This is a genomic window from Anabaena sp. PCC 7938 (assembly GCF_049315035.1).
Taxonomy (GTDB): Bacteria; Cyanobacteriota; Cyanobacteriia; order Cyanobacteriales; family Nostocaceae; genus Anabaena; species Anabaena cylindrica.
The window spans coordinates 3,572,610-3,587,343 of record NZ_CP186034.1 but is presented as its reverse complement, the minus strand read 5'-3'; the positions used below and the strand labels follow the sequence as shown (position 1 = coordinate 3,587,343).

General features: G+C 38.3%; 14 protein-coding genes and 1 tRNA gene. 8 read left to right on the top strand and 7 right to left on the bottom strand.

Annotated features, from left to right (window positions below):
* Nucleotides 1–2 precede the first annotated feature (2 nt).
* The 3 genes from ACOWPH_RS16445 to ACOWPH_RS16435 all read right to left on the bottom strand — a co-directional run bounded on the left by ACOWPH_RS16445 (nt 3) and on the right by ACOWPH_RS16435 (nt 3,861).
* Complete coding sequence (locus ACOWPH_RS16445) at nt 3–1,622, bottom strand: vanadium-dependent haloperoxidase (protein ID WP_015216458.1); 1,620 nt, start codon at nt 1,620–1,622, stop codon at nt 3–5.
* A gap of 278 nt (nt 1,623–1,900) precedes the next feature.
* Nucleotides 1,901–2,632, bottom strand: a complete 732-nt coding sequence (locus ACOWPH_RS16440) for a hypothetical protein (protein ID WP_150111043.1) — start codon at nt 2,630–2,632, stop codon at nt 1,901–1,903.
* A 1,055-nt stretch (nt 2,633–3,687) separates the two neighbouring features.
* A complete protein-coding gene (locus tag ACOWPH_RS16435; protein ID WP_015216456.1) occupies nt 3,688–3,861 on the bottom strand; it encodes a hypothetical protein in 174 nt (57 codons plus the stop codon).
* A gap of 97 nt (nt 3,862–3,958) precedes the next feature.
* Between ACOWPH_RS16435 and ACOWPH_RS16430 the strand changes: the two genes are divergently transcribed.
* The 4 genes from ACOWPH_RS16430 (at nt 3,959) to ACOWPH_RS16415 (ending at nt 9,088) form a co-directional block, all read left to right on the top strand.
* Nucleotides 3,959–4,696 carry a phycocyanobilin:ferredoxin oxidoreductase gene (locus tag ACOWPH_RS16430; RefSeq protein WP_015216455.1) on the top strand — a complete coding sequence of 246 codons (738 nt, stop codon included), beginning with the start codon at nt 3,959–3,961 and terminating at the stop codon, nt 4,694–4,696.
* Nucleotides 4,697–5,540: 844 nt separating this feature from the next.
* The gene (locus tag ACOWPH_RS16425; RefSeq protein WP_015216454.1) at nt 5,541–6,974 is read left to right on the top strand and encodes a biotin/lipoyl-binding protein; all 1,434 of its coding nucleotides are present in this window, start codon (nt 5,541–5,543) and stop codon (nt 6,972–6,974) included.
* Between the two features lie 170 nt (nt 6,975–7,144).
* The gene (gene devC / locus ACOWPH_RS16420) at nt 7,145–8,299 is read left to right on the top strand and encodes an ABC transporter permease DevC (protein ID WP_015216453.1); all 1,155 of its coding nucleotides are present in this window, start codon (nt 7,145–7,147) and stop codon (nt 8,297–8,299) included.
* A 45-nt stretch (nt 8,300–8,344) separates the two neighbouring features.
* Nucleotides 8,345–9,088, top strand: a complete 744-nt coding sequence (locus ACOWPH_RS16415) for a DevA family ABC transporter ATP-binding protein (protein WP_015216452.1) — start codon at nt 8,345–8,347, stop codon at nt 9,086–9,088.
* Between the two features lie 11 nt (nt 9,089–9,099).
* On the opposite strand, the gene ACOWPH_RS16410 is transcribed toward ACOWPH_RS16415, so the two are convergent.
* Nucleotides 9,100–9,921, bottom strand: a complete 822-nt coding sequence (locus ACOWPH_RS16410) for a hypothetical protein (RefSeq protein WP_042465291.1) — start codon at nt 9,919–9,921, stop codon at nt 9,100–9,102.
* Between the two features lie 105 nt (nt 9,922–10,026).
* On the opposite strand from ACOWPH_RS16410, the gene ACOWPH_RS16405 reads away from it, so the two are divergent.
* The 3 genes from ACOWPH_RS16405 to ACOWPH_RS16395 all read left to right on the top strand — a co-directional run bounded on the left by ACOWPH_RS16405 (nt 10,027) and on the right by ACOWPH_RS16395 (nt 12,073).
* The gene (locus ACOWPH_RS16405; RefSeq protein ID WP_015216450.1) at nt 10,027–10,812 is read left to right on the top strand and encodes an HAD-IIB family hydrolase; all 786 of its coding nucleotides are present in this window, start codon (nt 10,027–10,029) and stop codon (nt 10,810–10,812) included.
* 627 nt (nt 10,813–11,439) lie between these two features.
* Nucleotides 11,440–11,778 carry a Mo-dependent nitrogenase C-terminal domain-containing protein gene (locus ACOWPH_RS16400; protein WP_015216449.1) on the top strand — a complete coding sequence of 113 codons (339 nt, stop codon included), beginning with the start codon at nt 11,440–11,442 and terminating at the stop codon, nt 11,776–11,778.
* A 22-nt stretch (nt 11,779–11,800) separates the two neighbouring features.
* Nucleotides 11,801–12,073, top strand: coding sequence for a cupin domain-containing protein (locus ACOWPH_RS16395; RefSeq protein ID WP_015216448.1), 273 nt, complete (start codon nt 11,801–11,803; stop codon nt 12,071–12,073).
* 402 nt (nt 12,074–12,475) lie between these two features.
* On the opposite strand, the gene ACOWPH_RS16390 is transcribed toward ACOWPH_RS16395, so the two are convergent.
* A complete protein-coding gene (locus ACOWPH_RS16390; RefSeq protein ID WP_015216447.1) occupies nt 12,476–13,039 on the bottom strand; it encodes a thermonuclease family protein in 564 nt (187 codons plus the stop codon).
* Between the two features lie 295 nt (nt 13,040–13,334).
* On the opposite strand from ACOWPH_RS16390, the gene ACOWPH_RS16385 reads away from it, so the two are divergent.
* On the top strand, nt 13,335–13,577 hold the full coding sequence (locus tag ACOWPH_RS16385; RefSeq protein WP_015216446.1) for a hypothetical protein: 243 nt from the start codon (nt 13,335–13,337) through the stop codon (nt 13,575–13,577).
* A gap of 16 nt (nt 13,578–13,593) precedes the next feature.
* Here ACOWPH_RS16385 and ACOWPH_RS16380 read toward each other — a convergent pair whose 3' ends face one another.
* Entirely contained in the window at nt 13,594–14,376 is a 783-nt protein-coding gene (locus ACOWPH_RS16380; protein WP_015216445.1) for a TrmH family RNA methyltransferase, read from the bottom strand.
* Between the two features lie 163 nt (nt 14,377–14,539).
* Nucleotides 14,540–14,621, bottom strand: a tRNA-Leu gene (locus ACOWPH_RS16375).
* Between the last annotated feature and the right edge of the window lie 113 nt (nt 14,622–14,734).

Here is a 14,734-nt window from a genome sequence, read left to right as displayed (position 1 = left end):
ATTTATCCTCTGATGAAATTGTGATTAATTATCAAATTGTTTTTTTGAAAAACCCTTTTTAACCACGAACCTACCCCTAAAACCCCCAAAGCCAATAAACTCAAATTCACAGAAGGTTCAGGAACACTTGTTGGTGAAATATAACTCTGCGCCTTTGCCCAAACTAGCCCTCCAACTTGTCGCCCCAAACTCCGCCCCATTAAATCTCCATCTGCAAAATGGATACCACCGTAACGACGAGAAAGACCAGCTTGATCAGCAGCCTCCGAAAAAGTATTCCAAGACAGGGTAATATCAGTCAAAAGACCGTTTTCAACAAACGAAGTTCCGGCTGGTTGTGTATAGGAAAAATCGAAAGCATCACTGCCACTAAACCGCTTCAATATCTCAGCTGCGGCAGCGCTAAAAGTGCTATGTCCTGATACATATTCGGGAAAAGGAGGAGTAACAAAAGTGGTAGCTTGGTAAGGTTGCCAGTCTTCGCCATTAATCTCCTGTGTACCCTGATTTGGACCACCCCAAGCATTCACCTTTTGACCTTGATATAAATAATGAATTGCTGTAACTGGGCGTACCGAATCAAAAGCTCTTTTGGCATCCCAAGCAACAATACTGGCATCAAGTAAGGCATTGTCCAAAGCAAAAAACATTTTGACATCAGTATCCAGATCGTGATTGTCTCTTTGAGATACAAACTGAGCAAAAAGATTCCAATGACCTGGTGGTGTTTCCGATGCTGGACCATCAGCCCAGTATTCAGCAATCACCTTTTGCTCATCAGTCAGATTAGCACTGATATCGAGGATTTCTTGAGCTTGTGCCTTATACCCTTCTGGGTCTGAAACTAATGTTTTCGGTCCAGTGGTAGGTCGTAATTCAGAACCAGATTGAAGCGCAAAAGGGGTTACATTGCCCCACTGAGGAGCTAAATATTTTTGCACAACAAAACCACCTTTACCATTAGAAACCTGCAATGGTTGCCAACGATCTGGATTATTAATATTGAGCGGATCATTCACTGATGTATACCCAGTGTAATCAGAATAGGCTAGACCGGATGAACTCAGATTTCCTAACTGATTTGACCCATCGTTATGCCTAAAACCAAGTAATGCTTGGGCAGATAGGTTGCCAATTCCAATAGCATTGGTGGTATCAGTAGAAGTGTCCGTGAAATCATAACCCAGACTGGTCATGACGTTATTGAATTTAGTTACCTGGGAAGGAAACAAGTCTGATAGGGTGCGATAAGCAGCATAGCTAATTGCCTTGTTTTTATTTTCCAGGGTATTTTCAAAGTCGGGACGTTGCAGATCATTACCAACAATAGTACCAACTGCTAAAGGATCATAAGCAGCCCAAGCATCATAGATGCCAGTCTGCACCATTGATAACGCTCGCGCGGTCATTGGCGGACCCATGCGTGTGTCGCGTACAGCCTGTAGTGCCACATTGTTCCATAAAATCACATTATTTGTGGTTTCGCTTTGGTACAAGGAAGTAGCTTTTACTGGGGAACTGAGAAACAGACCTATGACTGCTACCTTAAGGGGTAGTAGTAAAAGAAAAAGTTGATTTTTATTTGTATCTCTTTTAAAAGATGATGAAAAAGTAGTGACCATAGCTTTGTTCCCCCAATAATCACTAGCAGAAAAGTTTATTTTGGCGTTGCTGAATTGAAGATATGATTTAGCGAAATTTGAAAAGAGTTTTCAAGCTTTGTTTGATTTTTGCAGTTATCTAAGTAGATTGTGCCTAGTTGGAAAAATCAAGTAATAAGCGATCGCTTTCTTCTTTCTCCCAGCGTGAATCAGGCGATCTCACTCCTTGGTTTTATATTGAGGATGGCGATCGCACGATTCAAGCTTATGTTGCCTAAAAGTCAGCTTTGAGTTGTTATTTATTTAGAACTCTTTATAACAAGAGACTTACTCCGTCGATGTCCTAGCAGCATCAGCCCAGCTAACCCTACAATTGATAGTGTTACACTTGGTTCAGGAACACTGATTGTGTCATTTATTGGAGCAAAGAATTCAATTTCGTGACTAGGATCGTCACTACCACCGGCAAACTGGATTTGCAGCCCATTCAAAAGTTGAGGTTTTGGAGTTTCAACTTCAAACCATAACTTAATTACTTCATTCAGTCCCAAAACAGGAGGATTAAAGGCGTTAATTAATCCCCCAAAACCAAACCAAGTTGCACCAGGGTTAGCTCTTGGATCATTAGCTAGTTGTGTAGCAACATTAGAGTTAGGTTGAAGTGGTGTAAAAGGTTGCAATACTTCGCTGATATGAGTCAAAATATTCGTTTTGGTGATCATTACACCAAGGACATTCACCATTCCAGATAATGGATTAGTGAGGTTTCCCAATCCGAGACCACATTTGCAGTTGGTAGGTGATGTAGGAGGAAACAAGCTCACTTCCTGTCCAATCCAAAATTCTTGCTTTCCGTTATTGTCAGTATCCCCATGAAAGTCAATCCAAATGTTTGGGGGAGGTAATGGTGGTGCCATTACGCAAGCTGCTGCTGGTTGAGCTAGAGAAATTAGAACAGCGGCAATGGAAAATGTTTGCCATATCTTGGGTTGATTAATCGACTTTTTATTAACTGTCTTACAGTTGCTCATAAGTAATTCCTTGTTTGTATCTTCAGAGAGATTGCTATTGCTTTCTATTTGCATATTTATCTAACTATGTAGGGTCTGCATATTTAGGAAAGCCGGAGTAATGTGCGATCGCTTCCCTGGCAACACAAGATGACAAAAATTAGCTAAACTAGTCTTGATATATTTATTTGGCAGGGGTTGATGCAATGGGCTATGCCCGTTTGTGCAAAGTGACCGCTAAGAGCGATTTCACACACTATCAACGCAGACACTCTTGCTTTTTTTAACTTCGCAGTTATCTAGTGTCAGTAAATTCTACGTAGTTATAAAAACAAGATAAAGCGTAATCGCACTTTCCCGATAAATTAGAGGGAGTAAAGCTTGAGGCTTTTTTCCTTAACTTCAGTAATCATACGGTTGAATAAATCATAAAAATGCAGGTGTGGACAATCTTTATATAGTAAAGTTATGTAACAACTTATGGTTTAATTTACTCTCCGCAAAACCACTAAATAGATATTCCAGGACTTCTGCGAACGGAATAAATCCTTTACTCGGTAGATAGATCAGGAATTTTAGCAAAACTTTATTTTATGAGATAAATATAAAGTATTCGTTACTTTACTAACAGGTATGAACATTTATCAAGAGTTAATCACTTAAAAATGACCGAAATCCTTTGACTTATAACCGAGCTTCCGCACCCTCAACTGTCACAATCGGTTTTTACTGTTTTTTATGATGATGCAAAGCTGTATTATATACTAATTCTCAATGAATTAACGGATGCGGGATGTTGATTAAGCATCATTTACATCCAAAAAAGCAATAAAATTTAAGTGATAATACTATGTGACACCCCAGGGTACGGAATGTGGGTTATAAGTTAAATGTATAGAAGAGTAGCACTTATCTGAGTCATTAACTTCATACAATCTTCATAAGATTACTGAATTAGTAATAATTTTTACTAAAAAATAATGATTTACTTAAAATAGTCGGTTTTCTTAATCCATAACTTAACTTCGCACTGTTGTAATACGGAAAATATTTTTTCAATTACAGTTTTTAGTCAACTAGTTAATCATATCTGCTTCAGTTAAAAAAAATCCGTCAATGCGAATTGGTTCTAAATTTAATTCAGTTTTCAGTAATTCTGGAATTTGTGTAATTTTGGTATTTAATAACCATTGAACAATGACTTGGAAATATTCTTCGATTAAGTATTTAAGGGTACTGTCATAACTCATATTTTATCAGGGTGTAGTTGTATATTTACATTTCTCAATACAACAGAATGTACTTAATAATTGTAAACTAGATCCTGAATTACACAATTAAAATAATATGTCTTCTACTTCTACCCCCTCCCTCCGAGAGCAACAACACACCCTCATTCATCAACTAGCTGATACAATTGAAGCGGTTTGGCATAAATACTTAGACTTATCACCCTATCATTTGCCGGCGGAATTGGGATATGTAGAAGGTAGACTAGAAGGCGAAAAACTGATTATCGAAAATCGCTGTTATCAAAGTCCACAGTTCCGCAAAATGCACTTGGAACTAGCAAAAGTGGGGAATATGTTAGATATCTTGCATTGCGTGATGTTTCCCCGTCCAGAATACGATATCCCTATGTTTGGTTGTGACTTGGTTGGGGGTAGAGGTCAAATTAGTGCAGCGATTGCAGACCTTTCTCCTGTAAGCTTAGAACGCATCTTACCAGTAGCTTATCATTCTGCGCTGACTGAGCTACCTGTAATCGACTTTTCCCAACCCCGTGAATTACCGGAATGGGGAGCTATATTTTCTGATTTTTGTATTTTTATTCGTCCCGGTTCCCCAGAAGAAGAAACATTGTTTCTCTCTCGCGTACAAGAATTTTTAGAAATCCATTGCCAAAATGCGATCGCATCTCACCCCGTTCCACCAGAAAAAGTAGCTCCAATTCTGGCTGGACAACATAATTACTGTACCAAACAACAGCAAAATGATAAAACCAGACGTGTGCTAGAAAAAGCCTTTGGTACAGATTGGGCAGAAAACTACATGACTACCGTATTATTTGACCTTCCACAATAATTAAAGCTCATTACAGCTCAAGCGTCAAAACTCTGCACCCCCCACATTCCAACTCTTCAGCTTCTCATCTATCTATCTGTAAGCTCTGTTACGTTTTCCCCCAACTGATAAATGTAGAATTCATTTAACCAGAGTTGAATGGAGTCAAAAAACAACAGCAGGGAAAGTAGCACATCAAATCTTCGCAGTAAATAAGCAAAGATATTTGTTGTCTTATTCGATGTTAGCAACTAACCATGCTCACAGATTAATAATCAACATAAGGAAACTGTGATGTTAGGAATGCTCTGTTTGACAGATATGTTTCAATTGGTAATTGATCGTGCCAATTTTAGATTGAGAAAAAGCCGATTTTAGATTTTTTTGACACATTATTCTAGTTTAAACTATAGAATCAACAAACAGTTATCAGTAAACCGAGATAACTGAGTTTGATCATCTATGGTTGTAGACAATCTTGGCAATAGCCTAAGCCGAGAAGATGTCTGCATGATTATACCTACCAAATTTATACTGGGTTGCCTTTCAAAATAACCTGCTCAAATCAATAGAATCTGGGTGCTGGAGTTGGTGAATTCAATAGTTTGAATTCCCTTAATCTTTAATGCAATCACATCTCATCCTCAGAAACTATTAAATAGCCAGTCAATAAAGAGCGCCATTGCAGAAAATTCTAGCCTTGAGTGCTAATCAGGCAATGGATTTTAAGTAAATAACCAGTCTAAACCCAGCCTTATTTCCCAATAGCTGGCAGTTTACTTATGACTCTTTTTGACTAATTCAACTATGGCTAATTTGCTTTTTTACTTCCATTAGTACAAATCAGATAAACGGGCAATATACCATGTCAAGGGTGACTGATAAGCCAGAGTTAAAAGAACAGGGACTGGAAAAATCTAAAGTTTGGTTGAAGGTTGCTGTAGCCCTGCCAGTAGCGATCGCAGCAGGGTTTCTAGCTACAGCCAAAATTGAGCAGCTAAGAAAACTCACATCCTCCGTATCTGTAGCACCAACGATCAAAAGTATCAGTGCGGTAGGAAGATTAGAACCACGAGGAGAAGTCATTAGAATAGCTGCCCCCAACTCAGGACTATCAGCAAGAGTACAGCAACTTTTGGTGAGAGAAGGACAACGAGTACAACAAGGTCAAGTTATCGCAATTCTAGACAGCCGTGATACCAACATGGCAGCAGTCGAAGAGGCAAAAGCTAAACTACAAGAATCCCGTGCTAATTTAGCGCAAATCAAAGCTGTTTCACCAAGAGATATTCAAGCCCAAACAGCAATTATTGCTCGCTTACAAGCACAATTATCTGGTGAAAGTAATGCTCAACAAGCCACCATTGCCCGCATTGCCGCCGAGTTAAGTGGAGAGAAAAATGCTCAACAAGCTGGCATTAAACGTCTAGAAGCTGAACTCAGAGGGCAACGAGATGGGTTAAGAGCAACCATTGCCAAAATACAAGCCGAACAGCGTGACGCTCAAGTTGATGCCGGACGCTATGAGTTCTTGTACAAAGAAGGGGCTATTTCCCAGCAAGAAAGAGATACAAGGCGTTTGCGTGCGGCTACAGCTAATCAGCAACTGCGTGAAACTCAAGCCAGTTTGAGACAAGCACTAGGAACATTGCAGCAGCAAATAACTCAAGCTAGAGCTACCCAAATTCAAACGATCGCTACTTTGCAGCAACAACTGATTGAAGCCACGGCTACCCGTAACAAAACTTTAGCCACTTTACAAAAGCAAATCGACGAAGAACGAGCTAGATTGAGCAGGTTCTTAGATGTTCGTCCTATTGATATCCAAATAGCCCAAGCCCAAGTTAGTAATGCGATCGCTTTTGTCAAAAAAGCCCAAGCAGAACTCCAGTTAAGCTATGTCAAAGCACCAACTCAAGGTGAGATCTTAAAAGTTTACACCAAATCAGGCGAAGTCATGAATGCCAATGGCATTGCAGAAATTGGACAAACTGATCAAATGTTTGTGGTTGCAGAAATAGCTGAAGACAGTATTGGTAAAATACGTGTTGGTCAAATAGCGACGATTACTAGTGATAACGGCGCATTTGAAAAAGAATTAAAGGGAACCATCACTCAAATTGGCAGAAAAATCGGCAAAAAAGATGTCCTGAATACAGATCCAGCAGCAGATATTGATGCCAGAGTAGTAGAAGTGAAAATTGCCCTCTCTCCAGCAGACAGTCAGCGAGTTTCTGGTTTAACTAACGCTAAAGTCATTGTTGAGATTAATACTAATGGAGTTACAGATGGGCAGTAATTACATTTATCTATCAGCCGAAATTATGAGGTTCGGCTTACCATCTTTAATCTCTAGCAACACGTAATTATGCAAGGCATAGAAAAATTTTGGAAAAATCATGATTATTCTCCATCAAAAATATAAACTCACAAATAAAAAATTGGCGTAACTGTAAATAAACATAGAAAATGACTCAGAAAATACCTCTATCTTGGCTACAACTGACCAGAGAAAAAACTCGCCTCGCTGTGGCACTATCAGGTATTGCCTTTGCTGATATTTTGATGTTTATGCAACTTGGTTTCCGAGATGCACTATATTACAGTAACGTCAGAATGCATGGCAGTTTAAAAGGTGACATTGTTTTAATTAACAATCAATCCAACGCTGTACTAGCAATGAAACCTTTTTCTCAACGGCGATTATATAAAGCTTTAGATTTACCAGCAGTACAGTCAGTACATCCTATATATTTAGATTATACCAGCTGGAAGAATCCCGTTACAGGCCGCCCTCGGAGTATTTTAGTTTTTGGCATTAATCCAGAATCTAATGTTTTTGATTTACCAGGTGTTGAGGAAAATTTAAATGCCTTGAAACTGCCTGATGTAGTTATATTTGACCGTTCTTCTAGACTAGAATATGGGCCTATTGCTGCTGATATTGATCAGGGAAAAGTTGTCACAGCAGAAGTGAGAAGAAGACGAATTAAAGTAGCAGGATTATTTACTTTAGGTGCATCCTTTGGCGCAGATGGCAATTTAATTACAAGCGATGTCAACTTTATGCGGTTATTTAGTACCCGACAACGCGGATTAATTGATATTGGCTTAATTAGGCTAAAACCAGGCGCTGATACAACCCAAGTTGCTCAATATTTACGGACTTATTTACCTACAGATGTCAATGTTTTAACAAAAGATGAGTTTATTGCATTTGAAAGAAACTATTGGGCAAGTAGTACAGCTATTGGGTTTATTTTTACTTTAGGAACAATTATGGGTTTTATTGTCGGCACCGTAATTGTTTACCAAATTTTGTATACAGAAGTAACAGATCACTTGTCTGAATATGCTACGCTGAAAGCAATAGGCTATACACAAAATTATTTATTAACTGTTATTCTTCAAGAAGCTTTTATGTTAGCAGTTTTAGGATATATGCCTGGATTTGCTTGCGCTCTGTTGATGTATCAAGTCGCTAGAGATGCTACTCTTTTACCAGTTTTCATGAGTTATAATCGTGCTATCATGGTGCTAATATTAACCATTTTTATGTGTTTTATATCTGGCGCTATTGCCATGAGAAAATTACGTTCAGCCGACCCCGCAGATATTTTTTAACCTAAGATTATTACATCATATCCAAAAATTAGTAAACAGAAACATATGAACAGCACAGAACCTGTAATCGCTATTAAAAATATTAACCATTACTATGGTAGAGGTGTTCTCAGAAAACAAATTTTATTTGATATCAATCTAGAAATATATGCTGGAGAAATTGTGATTATGACAGGGCCTTCAGGTTCAGGAAAAACTACATTACTGAGCCTGATTGGTGGATTACGGTCTGTACAAGAAGGAAGTATGAGATTATTAGGTCAAGAATTACTTGGCGCTAGTCAAAGTAAACTTGTACATATGCGGCGTAACATTGGTTATATTTTTCAGGCTCATAATTTGCTGGGGTTTTTAACTGCTAGACAAAATGTGCAAATGGCAGTGGAATTAAATCAAGGTATTTCTCAATCAGCAGCCATTAAGAAGTCAGAAATAATGCTAGGTTCGGTTGGGTTGTCCGAACGGATGAACTACTATCCAGACAATCTATCTGGTGGGCAAAAACAAAGAATTGCGATCGCACGCGCCTTAGTCAATCACCCTCCATTAGTTCTAGCAGATGAACCCACAGCCGCCTTAGATAAACAATCAGGACGGGATGTAGTAGAAATTATGCAACGTCTTGCTAAAGATCAAGGAACAGCTATTTTGTTAGTCACCCATGATAACCGCATCTTAGACATAGCTGATCGCATCGTCGAAATGGAAGATGGTCTATTAACTCGTGATGCCCAAAATGTCCCTATTAGCAACAAGTTAGGGCGAGAAGTTTCCGAGCCTCATAACTAGTCTTCACATTCTCAAACCTGCTTTTTTGAATGTGGCATCTGTGGCGGCGGCGGCGGTGCAGGCAGATTTTGTTGGCGCGTAGTCCGGAAAGTAACATTTACCCCTTCATTTGATTGTTCTAACACCAGTAGAGGAGTAGGTTTAGCCTTTTGGTCCCAATGCATATAAACAATCCGACCTTGAATTGTCGGTTGCCATGTATCATCTTCTTCTCTAGGACTAAGGTAAGTTTCTATACAGTCCATAATTTGGCTAATAGTAGCAGAAGTCGCTTGTGTGGGTAACTTCATTAAACGAATTTGAATCCGAAATAGTACTCGGTTGACAATATTGGGCGCAATACCAGTTTCATATTCGACATCAAAAATCTCATCTACCTGCTTACCAGCGTTACTGGCAATTCCCACTTGACCTTGTTGAGATTGATTGGGTCGCAGTGCCTGAGAAATTTTCTCTTTCACCTTGAGTTTCACTTGATTAACAACCCCAAAATGAAATACCTCCTCTGTCATCCGCATTCGCAGATAATCGAGGTTAAAATCCCGTGAGTGAACCAAATCGGGGTTTGTTTCCATTTTCCGAATAGTTTCCAGCGCCAACTTCAACTTTTTTTCTAGTTCTCGCGTGCGAAACTTTTCAAACTTAACTTTTTTTTCATATTTACCCGCTAATATTTTGCTGTACACAATCACAGCAATTAGTGCTATTATCAGTCCTCCACTAGCAAACAGTAATAAAGATGATGGCATCTGAAAATTACTGGCTGCGACTTCCTTGATTGCCGGTTTAGTCTTGGAACTTGAAGACTGGGCTAGAAACATTGTACTAAGCATGGTTAGCAAACTAAAGATTTGACTCCTAATGGTTAGGATGCCCAAATCTTTAATATCACATTACTGTATTATTAATATTTTTTTACATCATATTGTGATTTTATTATGTACAGACCCATTAGCGAATCTACGGAATTTAGGGATGTTCGCCTTGTAGCTACGGATATGGATGGCACTCTGACAAAGGAGGGAAAATTTACCTCCCTATTGTTGCAAGCTTTAGAGAATTTGGCCACCAACGGAATTCAGGTACTGATTGTAACTGGTCGTTCAGCAGGTTGGGTAAGTGGAATCAGTAGTTTAATGCCTGTGGTAGGTGCTTTAGCAGAAAATGGGGGTATTTTCTACCCATCAAATAACCTTGCGCCAATATCATTAACACCCATACCCGACATAGCTAAACATCGCCAAAATTTAGCCAGGACTTTTGAAAAATTACAAAGTCAATTTCCCCAACTTAGGGAATCTAGTGACAATCAGTTTCGTCTCACCGATTGGACATTTGATGTAGCTGCTTTAACAGAAAACGAATTGCAATCTCTTAATAATATTTGTCAACAAATGGGTTGGGGATTTACTTATAGTAATGTCCAATGTCACATTAAACCTCAACAACAAGATAAGGCTGTAGGTTTGTTACAAGTGCTACGCCAATACTTTCCAGGATATTCACCGTCTCAAGTTGTTACTGTTGGCGATAGTCCAAATGATGAAAGCTTATTTAACCAAAATTCTTTTCCCCTTTCTGTCGGTGTAGCAAATGTAATTAAATATGCACATCAGTTGCAGTATCAGCCAGTTTATGTAACCACTGCGGCTGAAGGGGAAGGATTTTGTGAATTATCTAATTGGATTTTGCAAAAAAAAGCCGACTCCAGAGGCCAGGATTAAAGAAGTTAATACTTCTTTAATAGCAGCAAAGTAAACTCTTATTTTAAATATTTACTCACCTAATTATGAAATATATTATAGTATATTTTATATTTTTATACCCTATTTAGATAGATAGATTAGTTTGTACTTATTAAATGATTTGTTGCTACTAGTTAAATAATTTTGAGGTTGACTTATGTAATTTATATGGCATCGTTTTTGTGTATAATCTAATCTCATATAGAACATCATCATTGCTAACATTCCCCTAACCCTTATATAGCTCTATTTAAACTATATTTTTATCTGTACAGTTAGAATTTGTACTACTGTACGCTTTTCTAACCAGGCATTTGGAATTTATATATGGGAATACAATATTTGACATCAGCAATCAATAAGTTAACGCAATACCATTTTTATAATTTCTTTGTTATTTTGTATTTAACGGGACAGTTCTCCAACATACCCTGAGCTTAAATAGCAATTAGTTGAAGAACTTATCTGTTTTTTTATGTAAGATATATAAGTCACTATTATCTTACCTAAGATTACCAAATTGGTATATTCCTCTACAATAATTTGCATGATTATAAGCCAAATTGGCTGATTATCATCAATCTCAAGACAGCAGGATTTAGAACTATGATCACAACAAATACTCAACCTATCATTCTCCATACTTTAATTAGCCCTATGGGAGAGGAGCATCAAGCAGATCATAAATCTGATTTATTGCAACCAATACGCCAATGGTTGGATGAAATCGAGATTCAGAATCGTAAATTAGCTAGATTTATTGCTAAATTGATTCCTGCTCAGTGTCCCTTTGAGCGTGACATCGTTTTGTTTGGTCGGAAAATTGCCCATATTCCCCCTATGTGTAAGCTAAATCCACTGTATGATCAATTAGTTGGCTTGCGTTTTCGTGCATTATGTTATTTAGTAGACAAGTGTGGAGAAGATATCCAATCATACTGCTGAATACAACTAGATCAAACACCGCATGAAAATTAAAATCCAGCATCAACCGACGCAAGATGATCTCAAAAAACTAGATGTTTTTAAATGGGCTATTTGGCAAAAAGAAGCTTCCAAATTCCCCTGGACTTATGATTCTCAAGAAACTTGCTACTTTTTATTAGGTAATGTAATAGTGACTCCTGATGGAGGACAACCAGTACAAATGGGTGAAGGAGATTTAGTGACGTTCCCTGCTGGTATGTCTTGTACATGGGAGATTATCAGCGATGTAAAAAAACATTATTGCTTTGATTAATGTAGTGCTAAGAGTCAATTTATTTTCTCTTGGTCTCCTAGTATTCTAAATTATGCAGAAAACAGATATTTCGTCATTGACTTGGAGTTAGTCTTATATGGAGATTTGCAACGAGTGTGATTAACTAAAGTTCCGAATGGGTAAATGACTGATACTCGTATTATTCAAAACTTGTTGCGACTCCATCCCCTAGAAAATATTCGTTAAAATTTTATAGTTTCACTTAGAGAACTCCACAAAAAAGATGATCCAATCTTGTGGGATGGGCATCCTGCCCGTCCTTGTATTATTAGCAGGCTTTTCGGCCTGCACCACAAGAAATTTTGGGATATTTTTTTATTTGGAAGTCTCTTACAGGTTTTATCTGTTGCTATACCTAATTAAGATAGTAGCCAATTGCGGTTATTTATTCGCCTTGCGTCGATACTCCCAAGGATCAACAAATTTAGCATCATTCCAGACTCCAATCCGTTGCTGTTGCGCTTGTACTTCGGCTTGTTGCACTAAGCTTTTACTAGGACACTTGTTTAAATAAGGGCGATACGCTTTAGCTAATCCTTCTTGTAACAAAACTTGCTGTACAAAAGTACCATCTTTTAAACGCACTTCTGCAACTTTTCTCCCGTAGCGATCGCTATCCGTAATATTCAACTTGACGCGATTATCTGACTTTTTAACCAGTGCTTCTACTCGTGTTTGTGCTTTGATACCCCAAGTAAATTGATTAATATCTTTAGTAAATTTACTGTTCTTTTCTCTTTGAGAATGAGGTATTTCTGGTGCATCAACACAAGCAAAACGCACTGTAAATTTATTGCCATCAGCACCTTGCAATACCAATGTATCACCATCACTCACTCGCTCAACTGTATCACCGGAGGAGGGAAATAGGTGGCATCCACTTAAACTTACAACAATGATAGCTGCACCTAAGCTAATTAGAACTTGTTTTATGAATTGATTCATTTCCACCCACCAGATTATTATATGATCCGTTGAATTAGGACTTATGCAAAAACTCTCCCAAATTCCTACTCCTCCGTTGCCGCTGTGGTTAGTTATTCCATTGTCATAGCACTTACGACTTCTCGGTAATACCACGGATTTGGCAATCAAGCCTGTTAATGTGTAAAATATATACCAAGTTAAATAGTAGTCATTCCCATAGCCATCAAAATAATTTTAGATTGCTCACATTGAATGGATGTGCATAGACAATCGACGATTAAGTTACTAAAATAATCATTCTCACATTAATACCATGAAACCTATTCAGCAATATCAACGGTGCGCCTCTGCTCAAGAATTTCAAAAATCCCTCACTCAGTTAGAAGACATTTTAGAAGTCAATTCTACTCATCATCAAGTGGTTATAAAACCGGATGCTAGTAGCTCTATTAACGATCAATTCAGTGAAAATTCTGAGGAAATTTCTTTAGATGCTTTAGAGGATGCAGTTGCTGACATTGAACAATATTTAGACCAGAAAAACAAAAGGAAGTAATTCCTAAATCAATAAATCACCCATAAATCTTTTGTCGCTGGACTTCGTACAACATTAAAGCCGCTGCGATCGCAACATTTAAAGATTCTACTCCAGGACTCAGGGGAATTTTAACTTGCTGGTCTGCCATTGCAGCTAAATTTGCTGACAACCCAGCACCTTCATTTCCCAATAAAATCAAACTCGGTTTCCGCCAATCTACTTCCCAATAGGTTAAATTTGCATCTGGCAAGGTGGCTACTACCTGCATTCCTGCTTGCTTGACTTGTTTGACTGTTGTTCTTAGATCTTCACTTACCGCCATATTTAAGCGAAACCACTGCCCCGCAGATGCACGTAAAACCTTGGGGTTATCCAAATCAACACTATCATCACTTAACCATAAACCCGATGCCCCAGCAGCAGCCGCAGTGCGAATCATAGTCCCCAAATTGCCAGGATCTTGCAGCGTTTCTACAGCTAGAACTACACCACTAAAGGGAACTTGGGTTTGCTGCTGGGCGCGTTTTGCTATTGCCACTACACCATCTGGCTGTACTGTTGTTGCTATTGCCGATAAAACTTCTTCACTGACAATTTCATAGCGATGGCACCGACTACAGACATCATCCCATAATTGAGGATGTACCATTTGCCATTGGGGAGTACAACACACCACCTCTAACGGGTAATTCACTGCCCAAGCTTCTTCTAACAGGTGCGTCCCTTCCAGTAAAAATAACTCTTGCTTGTGCCTCTCTTTGGTAGAGTGCAACTTACGGATTTGTTTAACTAAGGAATTTTGTAAACTTGTCAGCACAATTTTCAAATAATTCGTAATTAAGTTTTGTAAATCGGATTAATACCACATTACAAAACTTGCTGTTTCTTAGTTGTGGGAGACTTAAAACCCCCAGATATTAGTTAAATTTTGATATTTTGGACTTCAGATAAAACTAAAACCCAAAATTATTAATTAATAATGCGGAACCCGGGACTTGAACCCGGAAGCCTTGCGGCACTAGAACCTGAATCTAGCGCGTCTGCCAATTCCGCCAGTTCCGCTGGCATCAATTTCTTATTGACAATTTCTTATTGTTACTTAAATCTTAGAGTTTGTCAAGCTGAACTTATATACATAAATTTAACCACCAGAAACAAACGCTTACTGTGTATTA

Bases quoted from the DNA above. Each gene is read 5' to 3' on its own strand.
- ACOWPH_RS16445 (WP_015216458.1), bottom strand. From the start codon at position 1,622: ATGGTCACTACTTTTTCATCATCTTTTAAAAGAGATACAAATAAAAAT.
- ACOWPH_RS16440 (WP_150111043.1), bottom strand. From the start codon at position 2,632: ATGAGCAACTGTAAGACAGTTAATAAAAAGTCGATTAATCAACCCAAG.
- ACOWPH_RS16435 (WP_015216456.1), bottom strand. From the start codon at position 3,861: ATGAGTTATGACAGTACCCTTAAATACTTAATCGAAGAATATTTCCAA.
- ACOWPH_RS16430 (WP_015216455.1), top strand. From the start codon at position 3,959: ATGTCTTCTACTTCTACCCCCTCCCTCCGAGAGCAACAACACACCCTC.
- ACOWPH_RS16425 (WP_015216454.1), top strand. From the start codon at position 5,541: ATGTCAAGGGTGACTGATAAGCCAGAGTTAAAAGAACAGGGACTGGAA.
- devC (WP_015216453.1), top strand. From the start codon at position 7,145: ATGACTCAGAAAATACCTCTATCTTGGCTACAACTGACCAGAGAAAAA.
- ACOWPH_RS16415 (WP_015216452.1), top strand. From the start codon at position 8,345: ATGAACAGCACAGAACCTGTAATCGCTATTAAAAATATTAACCATTAC.
- ACOWPH_RS16410 (WP_042465291.1), bottom strand. From the start codon at position 9,921: ATGCTTAGTACAATGTTTCTAGCCCAGTCTTCAAGTTCCAAGACTAAA.
- ACOWPH_RS16405 (WP_015216450.1), top strand. From the start codon at position 10,027: ATGTACAGACCCATTAGCGAATCTACGGAATTTAGGGATGTTCGCCTT.
- ACOWPH_RS16400 (WP_015216449.1), top strand. From the start codon at position 11,440: ATGATCACAACAAATACTCAACCTATCATTCTCCATACTTTAATTAGC.
- ACOWPH_RS16395 (WP_015216448.1), top strand. From the start codon at position 11,801: ATGAAAATTAAAATCCAGCATCAACCGACGCAAGATGATCTCAAAAAA.
- ACOWPH_RS16390 (WP_015216447.1), bottom strand. From the start codon at position 13,039: ATGAATCAATTCATAAAACAAGTTCTAATTAGCTTAGGTGCAGCTATC.
- ACOWPH_RS16385 (WP_015216446.1), top strand. From the start codon at position 13,335: ATGAAACCTATTCAGCAATATCAACGGTGCGCCTCTGCTCAAGAATTT.